The 21,441-nt window shown below is 36.7% G+C and carries 20 protein-coding genes and 1 pseudogene; 8 read left to right on the forward strand and 13 right to left on the reverse strand.

Features of this window, described 5'->3' with window-relative positions:
- Position 1: 1 nt before the first annotated feature.
- Both ctaD and coxB read right to left on the reverse strand, forming a co-directional pair.
- Positions 2-1,852, reverse strand: a complete 1,851-nt coding sequence (ctaD, locus tag MKY78_RS00765) for a cytochrome c oxidase subunit I (RefSeq protein WP_339215463.1) — start codon at positions 1,850-1,852, stop codon at positions 2-4.
- Between the two features lie 44 nt (positions 1,853-1,896).
- A complete protein-coding gene (coxB, locus tag MKY78_RS00770) occupies positions 1,897-2,949 on the reverse strand; it encodes a cytochrome c oxidase subunit II (protein ID WP_339215465.1) in 1,053 nt (350 codons plus the stop codon).
- 838 nt (positions 2,950-3,787) lie between these two features.
- Between coxB and MKY78_RS00775 the strand changes: the two genes are divergently transcribed.
- Positions 3,788-4,741, forward strand: a complete 954-nt coding sequence (locus MKY78_RS00775) for a heme A synthase (RefSeq protein ID WP_339215467.1) — start codon at positions 3,788-3,790, stop codon at positions 4,739-4,741.
- A 137-nt stretch (positions 4,742-4,878) separates the two neighbouring features.
- Here MKY78_RS00775 and pyc read toward each other — a convergent pair whose 3' ends face one another.
- The 3 genes from pyc to MKY78_RS00790 form a co-directional block, all read right to left on the reverse strand.
- The gene (gene pyc, locus MKY78_RS00780) at positions 4,879-8,319 is read right to left on the reverse strand and encodes a pyruvate carboxylase (protein ID WP_339215469.1); all 3,441 of its coding nucleotides are present in this window, start codon (positions 8,317-8,319) and stop codon (positions 4,879-4,881) included.
- Positions 8,307-9,488 carry a putative lipid II flippase FtsW gene (ftsW, locus tag MKY78_RS00785; RefSeq protein ID WP_339215471.1) on the reverse strand — a complete coding sequence of 394 codons (1,182 nt, stop codon included), beginning with the start codon at positions 9,486-9,488 and terminating at the stop codon, positions 8,307-8,309. Before ftsW ends, pyc begins: the two co-directional genes overlap by 13 nt.
- 208 nt (positions 9,489-9,696) lie before the next feature.
- Entirely contained in the window at positions 9,697-9,978 is a 282-nt protein-coding gene (locus MKY78_RS00790; RefSeq protein WP_186868555.1) for a YlaN family protein, read from the reverse strand.
- Positions 9,979-10,211: 233 nt separating this feature from the next.
- Between MKY78_RS00790 and MKY78_RS00795 the strand changes: the two genes are divergently transcribed.
- The 3 genes from MKY78_RS00795 (at position 10,212) to MKY78_RS00805 (ending at position 13,198) form a co-directional block, all read left to right on the forward strand.
- Complete coding sequence (locus MKY78_RS00795; protein WP_339215473.1) at positions 10,212-10,694, forward strand: hypothetical protein; 483 nt, start codon at positions 10,212-10,214, stop codon at positions 10,692-10,694.
- Positions 10,695-10,838: 144 nt separating this feature from the next.
- Positions 10,839-11,453 (forward strand): YhcN/YlaJ family sporulation lipoprotein, encoded by a 615-nt coding sequence (locus tag MKY78_RS00800; RefSeq protein ID WP_339215474.1) that lies wholly within the window; start codon positions 10,839-10,841, stop codon positions 11,451-11,453.
- Positions 11,454-11,623: 170 nt separating this feature from the next.
- Positions 11,624-13,198: an IS1182 family transposase gene (locus tag MKY78_RS00805; protein WP_339212999.1), complete on the forward strand. Its 1,575-nt coding sequence runs from the start codon at positions 11,624-11,626 to the stop codon at positions 13,196-13,198.
- 107 nt (positions 13,199-13,305) lie between these two features.
- Here MKY78_RS00805 and MKY78_RS00810 read toward each other — a convergent pair whose 3' ends face one another.
- On the reverse strand, positions 13,306-13,554 hold the full coding sequence (locus MKY78_RS00810; protein WP_339215475.1) for a hypothetical protein: 249 nt from the start codon (positions 13,552-13,554) through the stop codon (positions 13,306-13,308).
- A gap of 112 nt (positions 13,555-13,666) precedes the next feature.
- Between MKY78_RS00810 and MKY78_RS00815 the strand changes: the two genes are divergently transcribed.
- Positions 13,667-13,870: a YlaI family protein gene (locus MKY78_RS00815; RefSeq protein ID WP_339215476.1), complete on the forward strand. Its 204-nt coding sequence runs from the start codon at positions 13,667-13,669 to the stop codon at positions 13,868-13,870.
- 191 nt (positions 13,871-14,061) lie between these two features.
- On the opposite strand, the gene MKY78_RS00820 is transcribed toward MKY78_RS00815, so the two are convergent.
- The gene (locus MKY78_RS00820; protein WP_339215477.1) at positions 14,062-14,373 is read right to left on the reverse strand and encodes a YlaH-like family protein; all 312 of its coding nucleotides are present in this window, start codon (positions 14,371-14,373) and stop codon (positions 14,062-14,064) included.
- Positions 14,374-14,622: 249 nt separating this feature from the next.
- Between MKY78_RS00820 and MKY78_RS00825 the strand changes: the two genes are divergently transcribed.
- Both MKY78_RS00825 and MKY78_RS00830 read left to right on the forward strand, forming a co-directional pair.
- A complete protein-coding gene (locus MKY78_RS00825; RefSeq protein WP_339213071.1) occupies positions 14,623-15,975 on the forward strand; it encodes an IS1182 family transposase in 1,353 nt (450 codons plus the stop codon).
- 224 nt (positions 15,976-16,199) lie between these two features.
- Positions 16,200-16,382 carry a DUF5325 family protein gene (locus MKY78_RS00830; RefSeq protein WP_339215478.1) on the forward strand — a complete coding sequence of 61 codons (183 nt, stop codon included), beginning with the start codon at positions 16,200-16,202 and terminating at the stop codon, positions 16,380-16,382.
- A gap of 1 nt (position 16,383) precedes the next feature.
- Here the strand turns inward: MKY78_RS00830 and MKY78_RS00835 are convergent, their stop codons facing one another.
- Both MKY78_RS00835 and MKY78_RS00840 read right to left on the reverse strand, forming a co-directional pair.
- The gene (locus MKY78_RS00835; RefSeq protein WP_339215480.1) at positions 16,384-17,193 is read right to left on the reverse strand and encodes an inositol monophosphatase family protein; all 810 of its coding nucleotides are present in this window, start codon (positions 17,191-17,193) and stop codon (positions 16,384-16,386) included.
- A gap of 228 nt (positions 17,194-17,421) precedes the next feature.
- Positions 17,422-17,613 carry a hypothetical protein gene (locus MKY78_RS00840; RefSeq protein WP_339215481.1) on the reverse strand — a complete coding sequence of 64 codons (192 nt, stop codon included), beginning with the start codon at positions 17,611-17,613 and terminating at the stop codon, positions 17,422-17,424.
- Positions 17,614-17,830: 217 nt separating this feature from the next.
- On the opposite strand from MKY78_RS00840, the gene MKY78_RS00845 reads away from it, so the two are divergent.
- The gene (locus tag MKY78_RS00845) at positions 17,831-18,445 is read left to right on the forward strand and encodes a DUF1054 domain-containing protein (RefSeq protein ID WP_339215482.1); all 615 of its coding nucleotides are present in this window, start codon (positions 17,831-17,833) and stop codon (positions 18,443-18,445) included.
- A 46-nt stretch (positions 18,446-18,491) separates the two neighbouring features.
- On the opposite strand, the gene MKY78_RS00850 is transcribed toward MKY78_RS00845, so the two are convergent.
- From MKY78_RS00850 to MKY78_RS00865, 4 genes and pseudogenes are all read right to left on the reverse strand, one after another.
- Complete coding sequence (locus MKY78_RS00850; RefSeq protein ID WP_339215484.1) at positions 18,492-18,758, reverse strand: UPF0223 family protein; 267 nt, start codon at positions 18,756-18,758, stop codon at positions 18,492-18,494.
- Positions 18,759-18,771: 13 nt separating this feature from the next.
- Positions 18,772-19,731, reverse strand: coding sequence for a nitronate monooxygenase family protein (locus MKY78_RS00855; RefSeq protein ID WP_339217778.1), 960 nt, complete (start codon positions 19,729-19,731; stop codon positions 18,772-18,774).
- A gap of 206 nt (positions 19,732-19,937) precedes the next feature.
- Positions 19,938-21,071 (reverse strand): annotated as a pseudogene (tnpB, locus tag MKY78_RS00860) (IS200/IS605 family element RNA-guided endonuclease TnpB).
- Positions 21,072-21,326: 255 nt separating this feature from the next.
- Positions 21,327-21,434 (reverse strand): GapA-binding peptide SR1P, encoded by a 108-nt coding sequence (locus MKY78_RS00865; RefSeq protein WP_339215486.1) that lies wholly within the window; start codon positions 21,432-21,434, stop codon positions 21,327-21,329.
- Positions 21,435-21,441 lie beyond the last annotated feature (7 nt).

Raw genomic sequence — 21,441 nt, forward strand, 5'->3', positions numbered from 1 at the left:
ATTATTCAGCCTCCTTTTCGAGATCTTCTTTATGGATATGATATCCAAGGTCATCTTTTAGCGAGCGAATTAGCATACATAATAATGCTAGCCCCATGCCACCGAATAGTAATACATAGGCAAAGCTAGATTGATTATGGTAAATAAACCCGAATCCTGCAATAAAGAAACCAATTGACATAATAAACGGTAGAATAGATCCGTTTGGCATATGGATATCTCCTACAGGTTCAGCAGGTGTCATTTTGCCATTACCTTCCATCTTCTCAATCCATAATGCATCAAGTCCACGAACTAGTGGAAGTTGTTTAAAGTTATAATGTGGTGGCGGTGAAGCAACTGCCCACTCTAATGTACGACCATCCCAAGGATCTTGTGGTGCAGGCTTTTCTTTAAACCAAGAATAAAATGCATTGAATAGGAATACTAGTACACCGAATGTCATAAAGAAGGCACCGACTGTACTAATTGCGTTACCCACATTTAACCCTTGATCATCTAAGAATACCCAATAACGACGAGGCATACCCATTAATCCAAGGAAATGCTGGATAAAGAATGTTAAATGGAATCCAATAAAGAATGTCCAGAATGCAAGCTTACCTAATTTTTCATTAAGAATTCGTTTAAACATTAATGGCCACCAGTAATGTAGTGCTGCAAGAATTCCAAATACTACCCCACCAACAATTACATAGTGGAAGTGGGCTACAACGAAGTAAGAATCATGGTATTGATAATCCGCTACAGAAGTAGCTACCATAACCCCTGTCATTCCACCTAGTGTAAAGGAAGGAATAAATCCTAATGACCAGAGCATTGCACTATTAATGGTAATATTTCCACCCCAAAGGGTTAATAACCAGTTGAAAATCTTAATACCAGTTGGAACAGCAATTGCCATCGTAGCAATAGCGAAAATGGAGTTCGCAACTGGACCCATTCCTACTGTAAACATATGGTGAGCCCATACCATAAAGCCTAAGAACGCAATAAGGATTGTCGCAAATACCATTGCGGTATATCCAAATAGACGCTTTTTAGAGAATGTCGCAAAAATTTCACTAAAAATACCGAACGCTGGCAAGATTAGAATATAAACTTCTGGGTGACCAAAGATCCAGAATAGATGTTGCCAAATGATGCTGTTACCACCAAGTGCTACATCAAAGAATGCTGAATCAAACATACGGTCAAACATGAGTAAGAATAAACCAACTGTTAAAGCTGGAAATGCAAATAATATTAATACACTGATTACGAATGTTGTCCATGTGAATAATGGCATACGCATGTATGTCATACCAGGTGCACGCATATTAACAATCGTTACGAGGAAGTTAATTCCCCCCATTAACGTACCAGCACCCGATATCTGTAGACCTAGAATATAATAATCTACACCATGTCCTGGTGAGGACGTTGATAGTGGTGTATATGCTGTCCAACCAGCATCTGGTGCACCAGTTAACCAGCTGACATTTAGCATAATTCCACCAAACAAGAATAACCAAAAACCTAATGAATTAAGAAATGGAAACGCAACATCACGAGCACCAATTTGTAACGGCATGACGGCGTTCATTAATCCTAACAATATTGGCATGGCCGCAAAGAAAATCATCGTTGTTCCATGCATTGTAATCATTTCATTATATAAACCAGCAGATATAAAATCGTTGTCTGGTTTCATTAGTTGAATACGAATAATTAAAGCTTCTAATCCACCGAGTAGGAAAAAGAAACCCCCACCATAAAGATATAGTTTACCTATTTTTTTATGGTCAACAGTCGTTAAATAATCCCATAATACGGCAGCGAAGCTTGTTTTCTGAGCAGTTGCTGAACTCACAAAATAAACCTCCCTTTTCAATCATACAAACCTTAAATCAAAAGTTAGTTACCCGCACTCTCCGGCGTAATTTCTGAAGGACGTAACTGTAATAGATACTCTGCAATTAATGCAGCATCCTCTTCACTAACTGATGGGTACATACCAGTCATTTTATTTCCTGGTTTCATTGTTTCTGGATTTACAATCCATTTAATGATATTTTCTTTTGTCATATCTGCTGTACCTGCTAGTTTTGTACGGTCTCCAAAATTGGTTAAGTTAGGACCGACTTCTACAGGTGAAGATCCAATTGCGTGACATGCAATACAGTTGTTCTCTTCAAATAATGCTCTACCATCTACTGCTTCTTGTGTTTCAGGTTCTGCTTCTGGATCAAAGTTTTGCATATCAGCGACCCATTGGTCAAACTCTTCTTGACTTACTACGACAACCTTAAAGTCCATAAGTGAGTGTGAAGGTCCACAAAGCTCCGCACATTTACCCCAATACACACCTTCTTCATAAGCATGAAGATAAAATGTATTTTCATTTTCTGGGTTAACATCAAGCTTACCAGATAGTGCAGGAACCCATAATGAATGGATAACATCGGAAGATAACATATTAAAGTATACTTTTTCACCTACAGGAATATATACATCCTGACTTGTTTGAATGTCTAGTCCATCATAATCAAAATGCCACCAATATTGGTTACCGGTAACGTTAACATTTAATGAATCACTAGCATCCGCATCATCAGCTAAATCAAACGTATAGATTACTGTTGGCACCGCAATTACGATTAAAAGTAAAATCGGAATAACAGTCCAGATTGTTTCTAATGTTTGGTTACCTTCAACTTGCTTTGGAATAACATCTTCTTGACCTTTTTTCTTACGGAATTTAATGAGCGCTACTGTGAATATAACCATTACAATTACAAGAACAACAGTCATGATAACAGTAGGTAGAATAATTAGATCTAGAGATTTTTCCGCGCCGTAGCCTTTAGGGTTTAACGCTGTCAGGTTCTCCCTACCACAGGCTGATAGAAATAATGCTACTAAACCCAATAGGGATAATACTTTGAATCTTCCCATCCAACCTTTCATGTATTAATACCTCTCTTTCAAAATTTCCTTCCTTATATATAGAAAATAGTAAGGATGATAATTAGTAATGGGAAACCTTAATTATATATGTACCTATTCCCCATTCGTTATCGATACATTCCTTTTTAATACAAAATGAAGAAGACAGTATTTAATATTCCTAACAAAGCTAAAATTATTGTATCTAAAAGGAAAGTAACTAAGGCAAGTACCAATTCATTCTTTTTCAGTAAATCCATCAAAATTTACTATCACTTTTTACTCCCGTATGTACAATAGCATCGCCCTTTTTTTGAGGAAGTTGTCTCATTTGAACGCATCCTGTATATCCCCCCTTTAACCCCCAAAATAAAAGGGACATATAAAAGAAGCATACTCATCCTAGCATTGTTCATATTTCCATAAAGTATGCTATCTATTAATGCTCATTGTATCACGGTTCCATCTTACAATCCATTTGCCTCTAGGACCATACTGTCACAATTCACACGAACTTCTGACAATTATGTGAATTTTATGTTGTAAACAAATAAAAGGCTAAAACGCCTTCAAAAATCCAGCCACCTATGTAATTGCTTTCGTCAGAAGTTCTACTACTAAATTTACAGTATATCCCCTATATTATTTCTAGCAGACAATGAAAAACTTTGCAAGGGTTTTTTCTTAATTCCATCTGTTCGATATTTAAATCCATCTATTGTTTAACAATTCTGTGTCAATTGTCATTATATTGCATAAAAGATTTGCTTTATACGCGAAAAAAAGATTATCATGGAGAGTGGTATAATAATAATGTCGTAATACATAACAACAATGAAAAAGTGAGGATATTGATAGTATGATAAAATTATTAAAATGGCTCTCGGTTCTAGCGGTCATCGGGATGACGTTTGTTCTTATCGGAGGGGCACTAGTGACTAAAACCGAGTCAGGTGATGGGTGTGGTGATAGTTGGCCACTATGTAAAGGAGAATTGGTTCCATCTGAAATCGATATGGAATTAATTATTGAATTGAGTCATCGTTTAGTATCTGGTTCTGTTGGTATTATCGTTCTTATCCTAGCTTATCTGTCTTGGAAGCATATCGGAAATATTAGGGAAGTGAAATTTCTATCTATTTCCTCTGTTTTCTTTTTAGTTTTGCAAGGATTGATTGGTGCTGCCGCTGTAATGTGGGGACAATCTGACTTCGTTTTAGCAGCACATTTTGGCATATCACTTATTTCCTTTGCAACCATTTTCTTATTAATGTTACTTATTTTTGAAATTGATAAGAAATTTGATGCTGATTCACTTTACATAAAAAAGAAGCACCGTGTTGAAATCTATGCTTTAACCATATTTACCTTACTCGTTGTTTATACAGGGGCTCTCGTAAGACATGTAAACGCAAACTTAGTTTGTGGCGATTGGCCGTTGTGTAAAAATACAGCACCATTTGATTTCTCAAACTTTACATTTGAGCAATGGGTTCAAATGGGACATCGGATGTTTGCTGGATTATTATTTATTTGGACATTAAGTCTATTTATTCGGATCCTAAAAGATTATCCAAAAAGTAATATTATGAAGTGGGGTTGGACAGCAACCTTTACATTAATACTTCTACAAGTTACATTTGGTGCTCTCATTATCTTTACCTTATTGAATTTAGGTGTCGCGTTAATGCATGCGTTAGTTATTACATGTTATTTCGGAATGCTAAGCTATTTCTGTCTCTTATCAACAAGAAGTGCTGCAATGGCTCGAAAAAACGCTATTCCAGACGAGGCTCTTTCTAACATAAAATAATAAAGAAACAGCCTATATATCATTCAACATAAACGAAGCAAAACCCCCGTATCCTTCTATCAAGATACGGGGGTTTTAAGTAAGTTAACAATATTAACCCTATTACATCAGCAATTTACTTGAAACGCTCATGAATCCTATTCCAATTCAATTAATAAATCATTCACTTCAATTGTATCACCATTCTGTACATGGATAGCTTTTACTACACCGGTAAACGGAGCTTGAACCGTTGTTTCCATCTTCATCGCTTCCGTAATAACTAGCTCATCGCCTTTTTCTACCTCTTGCCCTTTTTCACACACTACTTTAAGCACTGTCCCAGGCATCGTAGCTCCGATGTGTTTATTATTTGTTTTATCTGCCTTCGGTCTTAACGTAACATTCGTTTGGACACTCTTATCTCGGATATTAACTTGACGAGCCTGACCATTCAATTCGAAATAAACTACTCTTGTACCATCTTCTCTTGGTTCAGAAATAGAGACTAATTTCACAATCAGTGTTTTTCCTTGCTCGATTTCTACTTCAACTACTTCCCCAATCTTCATTCCATAGAAGAATGTTGGCGAATCTAATACAGATACGTCCCCATATGATTCATAGAATTGGTGATAATCCATAAATACTTTCGGATATAAAGCATATGAAATCATATCAAAACTTGTTACTTGACGGTCTAACGTATTAAATAAGGTTTCCTTCAAATGATCAAAATTAACTGGATCTAATAATTGTCCAGGTCTTTCGGTAATCGGCTTTTTCCCTTTTAAAATGATTCGCTGTAATTCTTTTGGAAAACCTTGATATGGCTGACCAATATAACCACTAGCAAATTCTACCACTGAGTCTGGAAAATCAATGGTTTCTCCCTTTTCGTACACATCATCTTCACTTAAATTGTTTTGTACCATGAAGAGCGCCATATCCCCTACTACTTTTGAGGAAGGGGTTACTTTTACGACATCACCAAACATATCATTCACACGACGATACATCGATTTCACTTCATCCCACCGGTCACCTAAGCCGACAGCTTTTGCTTGCTGTCGTAAATTAGAATATTGCCCACCAGGCATTTCATGTTGATATATCTCTGTATGTGGAGCATTCATGCCACTCTCAAACTCTTGGTAATACTGACGTACACCTTCCCAATAGTGGCCGAGCTTCTCATAATTTTCAATATCCACTTTTGGCTGACGTTCTTTCCCTTCTAATGCATGGTATAATGTTTGTGCACTTGGTTGTGAGGTTAGCCCTGCCATCGGTCCATTAGCAACATCAACAGCGTCTACTCCAGCATCAATCGCTCTAGCATACATATAAACTCCATTTCCACTTGTGTCATGGGTATGAAGATGGATTGGAATATCAACTGTTTCTTTTAGCTCTGTTACTAAACGATAAGCAGCCTCCGGTTTAAGTAATCCAGCCATATCTTTAATTCCTAAAATATGCGCACCTGATTGTTCAAGCTCTTTAGCTAATTTCTTATAATAAGCTAAATCATATTTCGTACGGTTTGGATCCAGAATGTCCCCTGTATAACACATAGCAACCTCGGCAATCTTATCATTATCCCGAACTGCTTGGATAGCAGGTCTCATACCATCTACCCAGTTTAAACTATCAAAAATACGGAAAACATCTATTCCGCCATTCGCACTTTTTTCAACAAATTCCTGAATTAAGTTATCTGGATAATTTTTATATCCTACTGCATTACTTGCGCGTAGAAGCATTTGAAGTAATACGTTTGGCATTTTTTCTCGCAGCTTCAACAACCTTTCCCAAGGGTCTTCCTTAAGGAAGCGATAGGCAACATCAAAAGTTGCCCCTCCCCACATCTCCACAGAGAATAGGTTAGGAAGAAGTTTAGAAGTTGGCTCAGCTATTTTAACCAGATCTTTCGTACGAACTCGAGTCGCTAGTAACGATTGATGAGCGTCTCTAAATGTCGTATCGGTTAATTGTACTTCCTTTTGCTCTTTTAACCACTTTGCAAGCCCTTCTGGTCCTTTTTCATCAAGAATTTGCTTTGTTCCATGTGCATAATCAAGATGTTCTACATTTGGAACGATTGGTGTATCAAAGTTCGGTTTTTCTTTTTTAGTAATGCCTTCAAATCCATTAACCGTTGTTTCCCCGATAAAGGTTAACATTTTTGTTCCACGGTCTTTCCGCTTAGGGAAAACAAATAATTCTGGCGTTTCATCTATAAAAGTCGTATTGTATTCACCAGTCATAAATTGATTGTGTAACATGACATTTTCTAAAAATGGAATATTCGTCTTAATACCTCGAATACGAAACTCTTTAAGATTACGAACCATTTTTAAAACAGCTTGTTCAAAAGTTAATGCCCAAGTAGACACCTTTACAAGCAGAGAATCATAATGTGGGGTAATTTCTGCACCTTGGAATCCATTTCCAGCATCTAAACGAACACCAAATCCACCACCAGTCCGATATGCCATGATTTTCCCTGTATCTGGCATAAAATTATTTAATGGATCTTCTGTTGTTACACGGGATTGAATAGCAAAGCCCTGAGTTGTAATCGATTCTTGTTCAGGAATTCCGATTGATGGTTCATGGATATGTTGACCATCTGCAATTTTGATTTGGGTTTGTACGATATCAACCCCAGTAATTAATTCTGTAATCGTATGCTCTACTTGAACGCGTGGATTTACCTCAATAAAATAAAAGTCATTTTCCTTCACTAAAAATTCAACCGTACCTGCGTTTACGTAGTTGACATTTTTCATTAGTTGAACAGCTGCAGAACAGATTTTCTCCCGTAATTCATCTGTTAATGATATACTTGGCGCAACCTCAACTACCTTTTGGTGTCTACGTTGAATGGAGCAATCGCGTTCATAGAGGTGAACAATATTACCAAATTCATCCCCGATAATTTGAACTTCTATATGCTTCGGTTGTTCTATTAATTTCTCAACATATACTTCTTCACTACCAAAAGCTGCTTTTGCTTCCGATTTAGCTCTTTCATAGCTTTCACGAACATTATTGGCACTTCGTACAATCCGCATGCCGCGTCCACCACCACCTAGAGCTGCTTTAATGATGATAGGATAGCCATGCTCCTGACCAAATGCTTCTACTTCCTCTAGTGACGTAACAGGACCATCACTACCTGGAATTACTGGAAGACCAGCTTTTTGTGCTTGTGTTCTTGCTCTTACTTTATCCCCAAACATATGTAAGTGTTCACTTTTGGGACCTATAAAGATTATACCTTCCTGCTCACAGCGTTTAGCAAACTCTATATTTTCCGATAGGAAACCATAACCAGGATGAATTGCATCTACCCCAACACGTTTAGCAATAGCAATAATTCCTTCAATATCCAAATAAGCATCAATCGGTTTTTTGCCTTCCCCTACCAAATAAGACTCATCTGCCTTATAGCGATGATAGGAGCCCAAATCTTCTTTTGAATAAATAGCAACTGTTCGAATGTTTAACTCTGTGCATGCCCTAAACACACGAATTGCGATTTCCCCACGATTTGCAACGAGTACTTTTTTAATTTTATTTAACTTGACCATCTTGTTCCTCCTTTAATAAATGGATTATTTGGAATATCTTGTTTCATTGCAGGAACTGGTTCACGTTCCTGTTTTTTCACATTCATTGCTATATTATTTAATACTCCCATGGATACTAATAATATGAGTAATGAAGATCCACCGTAGCTAACAAATGGTAAGGTTACACCCGTTATCGGTAAAATACCACTTGCCGATCCTAAGTTGATAAATGTTTGTATGCCTACCATAGAAGAAATACCGAGCGCTAGTAACGCTCCAAAACTATCTTTACATTTACGTGAAATAAATATCCCCCGTAATACAATGATAGCTAGAGCACCGATAACAATAATGACACCTAGAAAGCCCAACTCTTCAGCAATTACTGCCATAATGAAGTCCGTATGTGGACCAAATAAGTACCCTAGTTTTTGTACCCCTTGTCCAAGACCTTCTCCTGTTACCCCTCCAACACCAATGGCTACATACGATTGAATTAATTGATAACCATCAAGATGTGGTGACTCAAATGGTGCATAGGCCCCTGTAAAACGGCTAATCCTTTCTTCAGTTACCATATTAGGAACGGCGATTGCTAATAATAATAACCCAATTGCAACTAATATAAATAGATGTTTAAAACGAATACCTGAACTAAAAATGACGGTACACGCTATTAAAAAGATAATGGCAGCTGTTCCAATATCAGGCTGAGCTACAATTAATGCTAGAATAAATCCTGTTAAAATTAAAGGTGGTAATACCCCTCGGTTGAAATTATTGATATATGCCTGTTTCTTTGAATATACGGAAGCCAGATACATGATAATACCAAGCTTAGCAAATTCAGAAGGTTGTAAGTTAATCGGGCCGATATTTATCCAGGATTTTGCGTTACCCACAGAATATCCAAAAAATCTTACCGCTAACAACAGTAGAATGACCCCTAAAACGATTAATTTAATTATCTTTTGATACTTTTTATAGGGAAAAAAGGTCGCAAATAGAAATCCAAATAATCCTATTGCAAACCATTGTAATTGCCTCAGTAAATAATGATTGCTCTCATAACCCTCCACTATAGCTAGCACCATGCTCGCACTATAAATCATCACAACACCAAATCCACTTAATATTAATGGTGTTATAAGAAGTGTAAAATCAAATTCTTTTAATTTTGTTAACATCGTTTCTCTCTCCAATTATGATAACTGATTATAATTAGTATCCGTGCAAGTCTATTGGTAATTATTCAATTTTCAATGAATTAGCTCTATTCGTCAAGTAGTAAATGTTTTTTCATGTTGAAAGCCCACTTACTTAAACAAAAAAACCTTGCCATTTCATATGCAGGCAAAGTTTTTACCAAAAAATCTTTCCAAACACACATACGTGTTACACAGATTTTTGGGCCGCTTCATGAAGAATGTTTAAACGCCTCTCCAAATTCTCAAGAAGTGCTTTTCCTTCATCTTCATTAATTAAATTTAATCGAACAGCAAAATCTATCTCCCGTGAGAGACCATACATTTGCGTGTCTAAAACCTCTTCATATAATGGACATTGCGGCATCGTTAAATTATCAATTTGTACTTCAATAAGCCGCAATATTTTATCAGCATCAGCCTTTAGAAGGGCATAGGCTTTTTCACGATGATCTATCGTTACCTCTGGCATCAATATATCCCCTCCACCAACAAACCTTATCAGGATAATAAGCTTGTTTTCTTCTTTGTACATATACATTTACTCTAATATTATATTATCCTTTACTACTATAAAATGCAATCTTTTCCTTCATTGAAATACTAGGAAAAATTGACGTTAGAATATAATGCTTAGCGATTTCATTTATTGACGTTGTCTGCTATTCTTAATAGGTACAGATATTATCGGAAAGGTGGAAAAACATGATTGTCCCTATTATTGGTAATGTTACCTACCAAATTACAATGGATCCTACCGTATGGATATTTGATGATCGCAAAATTATTTTAGAAGAAGCATTCTCCAATCATGAAGAAAAAGATGAACGAAATGACTTTCAAGAAGCACAAGAGAGATGGGAAAGAGCAGTAGGATTCCAATCGAAACCTCCTGTTAATAGAAGTTTAGCTAAGCACGAACGGGAGAATATATTAAAATATTCCTACGTAATGCCAATTGACGACTTTTTAAATCACGCTGAAATTAAAGCGGATGCAAAAGAAGCAGTACTTGTTACAAAGCGTAAAGAAATAGTCATTTCGATTGCTGATTTATACAACAGTTACTTACTGTTTGCATTGGATGGAAAACCGTTAACTGAAGATGGCCCTGTGCATTTATTATTCAAAGACGGATCTAATAAGGACAATCCAATTAAAGGTGTTACTAAAATTAAGATAAGCTAATGTAGAATGAAAAGGATCCTAAAAGTCAGCAAGACCGCTGTTTCTTTTAGGGTCCTTTTTTTCTATTGTATAATTTGGCATCTAATACTCCAAAATAACGGTATAGTTATTCCCTGTATCCACAATTTTTAGGAGGAGTTTTAGATGTATATTCGTTTAAGCTTAATAGCATTATGTTTGCTTTTTCTTTTAGGATGCGGACAGAATGATGAGGACCGGGCTTTACCTAGTGAAAAAGAAGACCCAAATGACAGAATAATTAACGTAAAGAATTCTGCACCTCGGGAAGATCGTGATTTTTCAAATGAGCAAATTGCAGATCACTTAGCCCATGTGGCAAGCGATGTCCCCGAAGTTGACGATGCTGTAGCTATCGTTGTTGGACCTTATGCTGTTGTTGGGATAGATGTTGATAAAGAATTAGATATGTCAAGAGTTGGTACCATTAAATATTCAGTAATTGAAGCACTTCAGCATGATCCATATGGTCGTACAGCTGTTGTCGTAGCAGATGCCGATATTACAGAAAGAATCCGCCGAATGAATGACAAAATTGCTCAAGGCTATCCTATACAAGGCATTCTAGATGAAGTAGCTGCTATAGTTGGTAGATATATGCCTGATTTCCCGTCTCCAGAGCATCGACCAGAAGAACCGAATCAAAACCAACAAATCATAAATGATGATGAAGAAAGAAAAAAAATGGATGATATAATGGATGAACAGTCTAAACATCACAAAGAAAAGCGTGAAGAATAAGAAATGAGGCTGGGACAAAACCCCAGTAAATAATTAAAAACGTAGCGCTAACCATTTAAAATGGTAAGTGCTACGTCTTTTTTAATATTCTTACTCTTTTTAGTAAACAAAAAGGACACCCTCTGATAAAATTAAAGTAACCACACAATAACCTATCAGGAGGTATCCCTATGTTCAAACATTATACCATGAATCAAGTTGTTTTGCCGATAGATTTAGAAATGAAATTACAAGAAAATGATGTTGCTTACGCTGTTAATGATGTGGTGGAGAGTATTCCAGCCGAAGCATTTGATTTCTTTTTACGTGAGACTGGTTATCCAGCATATCACCCTCGAATGATGATGAAAATTATTCTTTGTGCTTACACGCAATCTGTTTTTTCTGGCAGGAAGATAGAGAGCTTACTTACAGACAGTATCCGTATGATGTGGCTTGCCCAAGGTTATGAACCGAGTTATCGTACCATCAATCGTTTCCGTGTTCATCCAGAAGTAAAAGAATTACTACGTCAATGCTTCGTACAATTTCGCTGTCAATTGGTTCAAGAAAAATTAATTGAAGAAGAAGCAATATTTATCGACGGAACGAAAATTGAAGCGAATGCCAATAAGTTTACCTTCGTTTGGCGAAAATCGGTGGAAAAATATAGTGCTAATTTGGTGGAAAAGTCTAACCAAATGTATGATGAGTTATTAAAAAAAGAAATTATTCCAGAGATAGAACGGGAAAGTTCCGATGAACTTTCTACAAAAGAGCTTAAAAATCTAGTGGAAAAGTTAGATGAAAAGGTAGAAGAATTTGATAAGAAGATTGAATCAACCGAAGAGGTAAGCCTACGTAAACAGCTTCGCTCTGAACGTAAGGTACCTAAGCAATATCGTAAGCATTTTAAGGATTACCTGGAGCGAAAACAAAACTATCAAAATGACATGGAAATCTTTGGAGAACGAAATAGTTATTCGAAGACAGATCACGATGCCACGTTTATGCGTATGAAAGATGATTATATGAAGAATGGGCAACTGAAGGCAGGTTATAATGTGCAACTTGCGACAGAAGGACAGTATGCCCTCGCCTATGATGTCTTTCCAAATCCAACAGATACACGCACGTTCATTCCTTTTCTAGATACGATTGAGAAAAGCTTTTTCAAGTTGCCAAAATATATTGTCGCTGATGCAGGTTATGGTAGTGAACAAAATTATGAGGATGTCATGAATCAACGAGAACGCACGCCGCTCGTTACCTTTAATCAATATCGAACGGAGAAGAAAAAGAAAGTTAAGAATGATCCTTTCAACATAGCCAATTGGCAATATAGCGAAGAAGAGGATTCATTTACTTGTCCAAATAATAAAACACTACCATTCCGATACACTTCCACCCGAACTGACAAATACGGTTTTACACGTACGTTCAAAGTTTATGAATGTGAAGACTGTACTGGTTGTCCATTACGTTCCTTGTGTACAAAAGCAAAGGATGGAAACAATCGAAAAGTTTTCTACAACGAGAAATGGGAACAGCAAAAAGAATACATAAGAGAGCAGCTTTCGAATCAAGAAACTGGTGAAATCTATGGGAAACGTAAAATTGACGTAGAGCCAGTCTTCGGATTTTTGAAGGCTAATTTGCGCTTCACTCGAATGTCAGTGAGGGGCAAATCCAAAGTAGAAAATGAATTAGGATTTGCGTTAATGGCGGTGAATCTAAGGAAGTACACCGCCTCTAAAGCGAGTTAACTTAAAAAAAATGACAATAGCCTAATGAAAATGGTTCCAATCATCCAAAAACGATGATCGGAACCATTTTTTTATTATTCTTGGCTAGTTATGTCCCAGCCTCTTTCTTATTCCGTTGCTTTCTTGTTGTTATAATATTGAACACCAAACTGGGAACCCTCGGATACCATTTTAGCATTTTCAAGTTGATCAAGTTCCAACTCTTCTACCTCATCTGGCTTCCCAGCCTTTAAGAAGGTCAAGTCTTCACTAAATTCACTGTTGTTTGAAGAAGGATGTTTTTTAAATTTAGTAGCACCTATTAAATATCCTGCAACTCCTGCCCCAATAGCAGATACGATATAACGTTTTTTCATGTCAACCATCCTTTCTACCTTTTCTCTTAATGTACCTCTTCTTAATAGAAAATAAACATATCGATGATTAGTTATGTTATAGTGGTAATATAGTCCAATTTGAGGTGGTTATGTGCAAGTAAAATGTGTATTATGTGATGTCGTTGAAATTATTGAGGATTATTCGCTTCAAGCAAAAAGACTAAGAAATAAAAAAACGTATATGTACCTATGCGATAACTGTAACGAACGTATAAAAGAAAGAACGTTAGAGCGCCATGCAACAAACAAATTCCGTCTATACGAAGAAAAGAAAAAAGAAGATGAGTTAATTTAAGCAGCCGATTAAATAAACAAAATTCCCATTTCACTTTTGGTGTAAGGGAATTTTGTTTATTTTATTATTTCTTGTTAATTAAATGAATCGTAATAGAAAAATCCTTTTACTTTTCGTATCAAAACTACGGATAGCGTGAGAAATACCCACCATATTAGCCAAGAACATAAATCGCTTTCAGAATCCTGCTTTTATGCTTTTTTCGCTTGCCTCTGCAAATACATGCGAATACGATAGATGGCAAGTACTACACAAATTACAACTAAACTCTCCGTCATAGGTAGTGGTTGTGCAGCAAGAGTTGCTGGCATAATAATAAATAAAATATTAAGGACGAAGATTCCTATGGCTAACAAAATGTAGACTATAACTGATTTTAAGATAGGTAGTTTTTTTGCAAAACCTAATTTATATGCAATTGCAGCTAGGATTAAATTTGCAACGTACAGTATATTAAATACTTGATCTACACCGTATTGTTCCATGACATAATTATAAACCATTCAAATCCCCCATTATGTATATTCATCACTAATCATACTAAATAAAAAATAAACTTGCTAGTGTTAGCTAAACATGTAATTTAGCTTGCTATACGATTACGTAACAACAACTATTCATTATGAATGAATTTCATAATTCTTAGCCCTTGTGTATCAAGGGGTTTAAGAGATAAAAAAAGAAGTACCTCCCCAAATCTTGTATAATGGTAGTTGACCACAAACCATAAAAAGACTGGAGGAGTACTTCTTATGACTATTATACGACAACCTAGCCTATTTGGCATACAGGAATTATTTGACATGGAACCTACCCAAAAATATGAAGCCATTATTTCAGCGGTAGATTTGGATTCGATGTACCATCAAGTGGCGAAAAAATCACGGTTGGGTGCACCGGAAGAACTAAACTATGCAGCCATGATTATCTCCACCTTTGTAAGATACATAGAGCGCATCCCTACGATGAAGGATCTTATAAAACGTCTTCATGATGATCTAGCTTTTAAGTTAAATTGTGGCTTTTTGGTTTCTGATCATGTGCCTTCAGAATCCTCCTATTCACGTCTCATAACGAAATTGGAGGAAAGCGATATCCTTGAGAAAGAACAAGAAAAAGTGGTCCTCCAGGCTATTGCAGAAGGTTTCATCACGGATGATACAGTGGCCATTGATGCAACCCATTTTGAAGCACGAGACCAAGCGCAGCCAAAAGAAGAAAAGCCAAAATCTGAACCCCAAAAACGTGGTCGGAAATCAAAAGATGAGCGTGACGGGTGGCTTAAAGAACAAGCTGAAACGGAAGCCAATTTACCTTTATATGATAGAAAAATTGTGGCCCAATTAGATGTTCCCCTAGCCGAACTACGTGCCGAAGTTCCCCAAGACCCTAAATGGGGCGTGAAAAAGAACTCAGAAGGACAAAATGTTTTTTGGTTTGGCTACAAAGGTCATTTAGCCGTTGGTACATCAAGCAAATACATTCTACAGGCTCTTTTTTCATCTGGGAGTCTAAATGATGGTAAGGCAGCTATCCCTTTACTGAAAGGAATTCAGGAACGCCTTCACCTTCCATTACGTTATCAAACAATGGATGCGGGCTATGACTATGAACCCATATACGAGCAGGTACATCGAATGGGACAACAATCCGTCATCGCGTATAATAAGCGAAATGAAGGGGAAATCATTGGCTATGATAAACACTTTGCCCCAACTTGTTTCAGAGAGCATTCTTATCGTTATGATAGTTTTGATCCTAAATATGAAACATTGAAATACACAAGACCAAAGGAATGCAGCGACTGTCCCTTAGCTAATGAAGGTATTTGCCAAAAGGTTTATAAAGTGAAAATCACTTCAGACCTTCGCAGATATACCGCACCAGCACGCGGGTCACAAGCATGGAAAAACATTTTCAAACGTCGTACTGCCGTAGAACGGGTTAATGCCTATCTGAAAGAATTCTTTCAACTGAACAATGTTCGCTATCGTACTGGGAAACGTGCAAAAATTCATTTTGACATGGTAACCCTTATTTATAATGCTTCAAAGTTAGCCGCAGACCGAATTAATGTACAATTAAATCAGCAACAAGTAGCATGATTTCTGTTTTTAAAAATACATTTTAGAAATTCTGTAGGATTCTGTATTTTTAAAAAGAGCAATTATGAAATTGACTCATTATAACAGTTTTTTGAAAAACTCTCCGTTCCTTTATGTATCAGAAAAAGGCTTCTTGCCTGATACCGGAAAGACAGATAATTAATCTTTCCTATCACCCCAAAAAGATTTATACTAGATATTGTACAATAGAGGGAGTGTCTTACATGAAAAAAATAAATATACCAGCATTATTATTAGCATTAGTCGTTGTAGCAATGTTTGTTGGAGTAGGATTGGCAATTGCTATGCGTAATATTTGGTTGATTGTATTATTTATTGTGTTAGGATTTGCTATCATGGGCTTTGGAATAGCAAATAAAAAGAAAAAAAGCGGCTCACAGGCGTGAGTCACTTTCTTCCTTTTACAATAAAATCTTTAATGATACGGTTATGTACATCCGGATGACCGACAAAGACAGCGTTTCTTCCTACCATATTAATCGGGTCTCCATCAATATTCGTTGTTACACCACCAACTTCATTGACAATGATCATTCCAGCCGCAATATCCCACGGTGATAAGCCCATTGTTAAATAACCTTCTAATATTCCTTCTGCAACATAAGCAAACTCTAAGGCTGCAGAGCCATATGTTCTCGTCCCACGTGCAGTTTTCACCAATTGCTGCATTACTTTTTCATCAACTAATCGGTTCTCGCAAAGCCATAAATGATTTAATCCAATAACAGATTCTTCTAGAATCATTCCTTCTTTTAATGGGGGAAGCTTTTTCTCATCTTTATATGCTCCTAGCCCCCGTAAAGCAGTGTATAATTCATCCTCCATCACATTATAAATAAGACCAATTTCCCCTACACCATCCTGATAAATCCCAACCGATATGGCAAAGTTTCGTTTTTGCTGAACAAAATTCATTGTTCCATCAATAGGATCAATAATCCAAACCGTTCCATCAAGAGAATCAATCTCATCCCCAAAGCCTTCCTCGGAAAGTAATAAATGATTTGGAAATGTTGTTTTAATTTTTTCTACAAAGAACTTCTCCGTGTTTTTATCCATCTCAGTTACTAAATCATTTGGATTTGATTTTGTACCAATTTCTAAAGGGTCATCTATTGTATTCCGTATAATATTTCCGGCTTCCAATACCCATTCTTTAGCATAATGAAATAACGCTTCACGTGTTTTATTATCCATATGTATAGCCTCCAATATGTCTACTCCTATTTATAGTATCAGAATTTCAAAAGCTAGTCATACATGAGGACTTTTTTATTAACCTTGTTAAAGTAAACCTATTATGGCCGATTCAATAACTAAACGGTAAGAATCTCATTACTTCAGTGAGTCATTGTTTACAGTCAACCTGCCAAAAAACACTCAAGGAAGTAGAAGCTGTGCGCTTCTCCCCTTGAGCAAAGGAGGTTATTTATCTAAGAGCTCTAATAGATTTTCGCGTAACTGCTTTAGTCTTTCTTTCGATTTAATAATCTGAACTTTATCATTTTCCTGTAAAGCATCATAAAGCGTTAATAATTCATAATCAATCTCCATTTTGATAACAGGAATCTTTTCCTTCTCTTCCATTCTTCTAACTTCTTCTAAAATATATTTCAACAGCCTACACATCCCTTCAATCGAATTCCTAGGTAAATAACCTGTGTTGTCCAAGTTTTCGTGAACAATCTGTTTGTTTCTTTATATATATGAGTTTTTGTTCAATTCGTTCACATTTATAACTGTCCAAATCGTACTATAACGATTTAATCACTTGACTAGTTTATATTCAGTTGTTCATAATAATAACTATAAATAAATAGGAAAGGTGTTTTTCATGAGTATTAGAGGATTTGTCAAAAGTGATTTTGACACATTTCAGATAGATGGATTAGATGCAAGAATGGAAGCAATACAAAATCGAATCCAACCAAAGTTCAAAGAAATTGGACAGGAGTTGGTAGAATATCTTTCTACTCAATTAGGTAATGAAGTTTATCTCCATATTGCCAAGCATGCTAGAAGAACAGTAAATCCACCAAAGGATACTTGGTTAGCCATTTCTCATAATAATAGAGGCTATAAAAAACATCCGCATTTCCAGGTTGGATTATTCGATGATCATTTATTTATTTGGATGGCGTGTATTTATGAATTAGAAAATAAAAGCGAAATTGCCAAAGCATACTTAGCTAATTTTGATCAAATAAAGAAACTGCCTGGAGACTTTGTTATTTCGTTAGATCATATGAAAAAGGATTCGTTATCTATTCAAGATTTGGAAGCTAAACATGTAGAACGATTCCGTGATGTAAAAAAAGCTGAATTTCTTATTGGGAAACATCTTTCCCCTAGCAATCCTATCGTATCAAATGGAGAAGAATTAGTTCAGTTGATTAAGGATACCTATGATCAGTTAATTCCATTTTACCGAATGGCACTTCAATCATAATAGCAAAGGGAAATTCCACATAAAATTGGAACTTCCCTTTTTTTCATCACATTTTAATTAGACCACTCTCACTATCTCTTGCCTTTTTAACGACTTGGTAGCAAGAATAACCAGAGTCTTTTTCAAACTCTTGAAAATATCGTTTTTCCTCACTTTTTGCCGGTACAATTTGCTTAAACTTTCGATAGCCAGCAAGCAAAATATCTCGGTCGATCCCTTTTTCATAAGCTCTTTCTATTAAGGAAAAAAATTGAACAACATCAATTATCTCTTCTTTTGACCAACTTGAATCAAAGGGGTATGTGTAATTCATCTTTTCCTTCACCTCATTCCTTCCACTGTTTGCGTATTTCTTCCGCTTCAGCAATCATTCTTTCGATTAGTTCTTTTACAGAAGGTATATCTTCTATGCCAGCTACCCCCTGTCCAGCCCAACCAAACCCGTGATCTATTTCACCTTTATAAATATAGTTCCTATTCGCTACGCCACTTATGTAATCTTTTAACCCATCATATCCAACTTCTTTTTCTTCTAATTCCAATATTTTATCTGTCCAGGAATTTTTTAAAGCTCGAGCTGGAGCCCCTAATGAACGTTTAATTACAACAGTCGAATTTTCATCTGCTTCTATTATGGCCTGTTTGTACACTGGATGAGCATGAATACATTCTTTCGTTGCGATAAATCGTGTTCCCATTTCTATACCTTCTGCACCTAATGCAAGACTAGCCATCAATCCTCTTCCATCTATAATACCACCCGAAGCAATGACTGGTATGGATACATGATCAGCTACTTCTGGTGTTAATACAAAAGTACTCGTATCTGCTCTTCCTAGGTGTCCACCACCTTCATGTCCTACAACAATAACAGCGTCAGCTCCCAATTGCTCTGCTTTCTGTGCTTGTCGTTTCGCAGCTACTAAGACTAATGTCTTAATGGGATGTTCCTTTACCATTTCTAAAACACCTTTTGGATTTCCACCTGTCACTGAAACAACCGGAACTTTCTCCTCGATAGCCACCTGCACCATATCTTCGTACGGTCGGTTGTGTTGCCCGATAGCAAAGTTTACACCAAATGGTTTATCGGTAAGTTCTTTCACTCGTATAATTTCACTTCTTAATTCTTCAGGTCCAGGCAAACTCATAGCAGTAATTTGTCCTAGTGCACCAGCATTGGAAACAGCAGCAGCTAAATCCGCGTATGCTAAATAAGCAAGCCCACCCTGGATAATTGGATATTTTATATGGAATAATTCTGTAATTCTAGTAGTCCATTTCAATTTTATTTCCTCCATTTCATCTTTCTTATCCCATCTTACCATGCTTTTTAAACAATTTGAACTACCCCCACTTAACCTCCTTGCAGGATGTTTGAAGTGGGGGATTCTTGGGAACAGAGCGTACTTGTTCGTGGTATTTCTTAACTAACAGCGGTTTCTCTTCTTTACCAAGCTATCCCCGTAGTCCCTACGGTTTTATATATGGTTTAAGCCGAAGCTACGATTCGTAATCCTTCAGCTAGAATATTTTTACTCGCATTGATATCTCAATCATGATGCGTGTGACAGGCTGGACACGTCCATTCCCTTACCGCAAGCGACTTCTTGCCAGTGTGATGTCCACAAGCAGAGCATCGTTGACTGGATGGAAAGCCTCTACTTATTTTCACCAGGGTTTTACCATACCAATCCGCTTTGTACTGTAATTTCGTCACAAAACTAGACCATGATACGTCAGCGATAGATTTCGCTAGTTTATGATTGCGCAACATTCCTTTCGTGTTCAAGTCTTCGATACAGATGACATCGTGGTTTTTGATGATAGCTGTACTGAACTTGTTCAGGAAGTCGGCACGTTGATTCAGCACTTTTTCATACAATCTTGCTACTTTTCGTTTTTGTTTTTGATAGTTTTTGGCATCGAGTAAGTTGATTCCGTTGTTTTTCGCATGCAAAGCACGTCTGGATAGTTTGCGTTGTTCTCGTTTTAACTTTTTTTCCATGTTGGCGGTGAACCGATGATTATCCACCTTTTGTCCATCAGAAAGAATCGCAAAGTCCGTGATGCCTAAGTCGATTCCGATAGCGGATGCTGTTTTTGCTAATGGTTGTATGTCTGTTTCTACCAGAATAGAGATGAAATATTTTCCGCTTGGATTACGTCTTACCGTAGCATTGATGATACGACCATGTACTTCACGGCTTTTGGCAAAGCGAACAAAACCAAGTTTCGGCAGTTTTATTTTGTTGTCTACAATGGAGATATTTCCGTTGGTCTGCTTCGTTGTGTAGGATTGAACCGGATGCTTTTTGGACTTAAATCGCGGGGCTTTATTTTGCTTTTGGAAGAATCTGGAGAAGGCATCAGAGAGGTTTCGGAGGGAAGTTTGGACTGCGATGCTGTCTACTTCTTTTAACCAGCTTAATTCCTTTTTCAACTGAGGTAATTGAGCAGAACAAGCGTTATACGTCAGTCCTTTGCCCGTTTCTTTGTAAGTGTCGTTCCATTTTGATAAAAAATGGTTGAAGACAAAACGAGAACAGCCGATGGTTTTCGCAATCTGTCTTTTCTATTCATTTGTTGGGTAGATGCGGAATTTATAGGCTTTTTTGATGAGCATTGCCTTCACCTCTTTCCTGTATCACGATATCCCTATTATACCATATTTTGCAAGGTGGATAGGTCATTTCAGGGAAGAATGGAAGCACTTGAATAGTCGAACAAGAGATGGCGATTCATCTCCCACCTACTCATTTCCTATTCCTTGAGGTGGGAGTCTTCTCGCCTATTGATGATAAAAAAGTTGCATAGCTATGCAACTTTAAAGAGGATAATATGAGGATAATATATCGCTGTTTTTAATTAACTAAAGCATTCATTGCTTCGATTTACACTTTGGGCAAGTGCCATACAATATTGCCACCTTTTCATTCTCATAATGTTCAATAGTCTCCTGGCATTGCTGACAAACGATTGTACCCATTTAAAAC

The sequence above is a fragment of the Ornithinibacillus sp. FSL M8-0202 genome (genome assembly GCF_037975285.1).
Taxonomy (GTDB): domain Bacteria; phylum Bacillota; class Bacilli; order Bacillales; family Amphibacillaceae; genus Ornithinibacillus; species Ornithinibacillus massiliensis.

Coding starts and splice junctions, on each gene's coding strand:
- coxB (WP_339215465.1), bottom strand. CDS start 2,949: ATGAAAGGTTGGATGGGAAGATTCAAAGTATTATCCCTATTGGGTTTA.
- MKY78_RS00775 (WP_339215467.1), top strand. CDS start 3,788: ATGATAAAATTATTAAAATGGCTCTCGGTTCTAGCGGTCATCGGGATG.
- pyc (WP_339215469.1), bottom strand. CDS start 8,319: ATGGTCAAGTTAAATAAAATTAAAAAAGTACTCGTTGCAAATCGTGGG.
- ftsW (WP_339215471.1), bottom strand. CDS start 9,488: ATGTTAACAAAATTAAAAGAATTTGATTTTACACTTCTTATAACACCA.
- MKY78_RS00790 (WP_186868555.1), bottom strand. CDS start 9,978: ATGCCAGAGGTAACGATAGATCATCGTGAAAAAGCCTATGCCCTTCTA.
- MKY78_RS00795 (WP_339215473.1), top strand. CDS start 10,212: ATGATTGTCCCTATTATTGGTAATGTTACCTACCAAATTACAATGGAT.
- MKY78_RS00800 (WP_339215474.1), top strand. CDS start 10,839: ATGTATATTCGTTTAAGCTTAATAGCATTATGTTTGCTTTTTCTTTTA.
- MKY78_RS00805 (WP_339212999.1), top strand. CDS start 11,624: ATGTTCAAACATTATACCATGAATCAAGTTGTTTTGCCGATAGATTTA.
- MKY78_RS00810 (WP_339215475.1), bottom strand. CDS start 13,554: ATGAAAAAACGTTATATCGTATCTGCTATTGGGGCAGGAGTTGCAGGA.
- MKY78_RS00820 (WP_339215477.1), bottom strand. CDS start 14,373: ATGGTTTATAATTATGTCATGGAACAATACGGTGTAGATCAAGTATTT.
- MKY78_RS00825 (WP_339213071.1), top strand. CDS start 14,623: ATGACTATTATACGACAACCTAGCCTATTTGGCATACAGGAATTATTT.
- MKY78_RS00830 (WP_339215478.1), top strand. CDS start 16,200: ATGAAAAAAATAAATATACCAGCATTATTATTAGCATTAGTCGTTGTA.
- MKY78_RS00835 (WP_339215480.1), bottom strand. CDS start 17,193: ATGGATAATAAAACACGTGAAGCGTTATTTCATTATGCTAAAGAATGG.
- MKY78_RS00845 (WP_339215482.1), top strand. CDS start 17,831: ATGAGTATTAGAGGATTTGTCAAAAGTGATTTTGACACATTTCAGATA.
- MKY78_RS00850 (WP_339215484.1), bottom strand. CDS start 18,758: ATGAATTACACATACCCCTTTGATTCAAGTTGGTCAAAAGAAGAGATA.
- MKY78_RS00865 (WP_339215486.1), bottom strand. CDS start 21,434: ATGGGTACAATCGTTTGTCAGCAATGCCAGGAGACTATTGAACATTAT.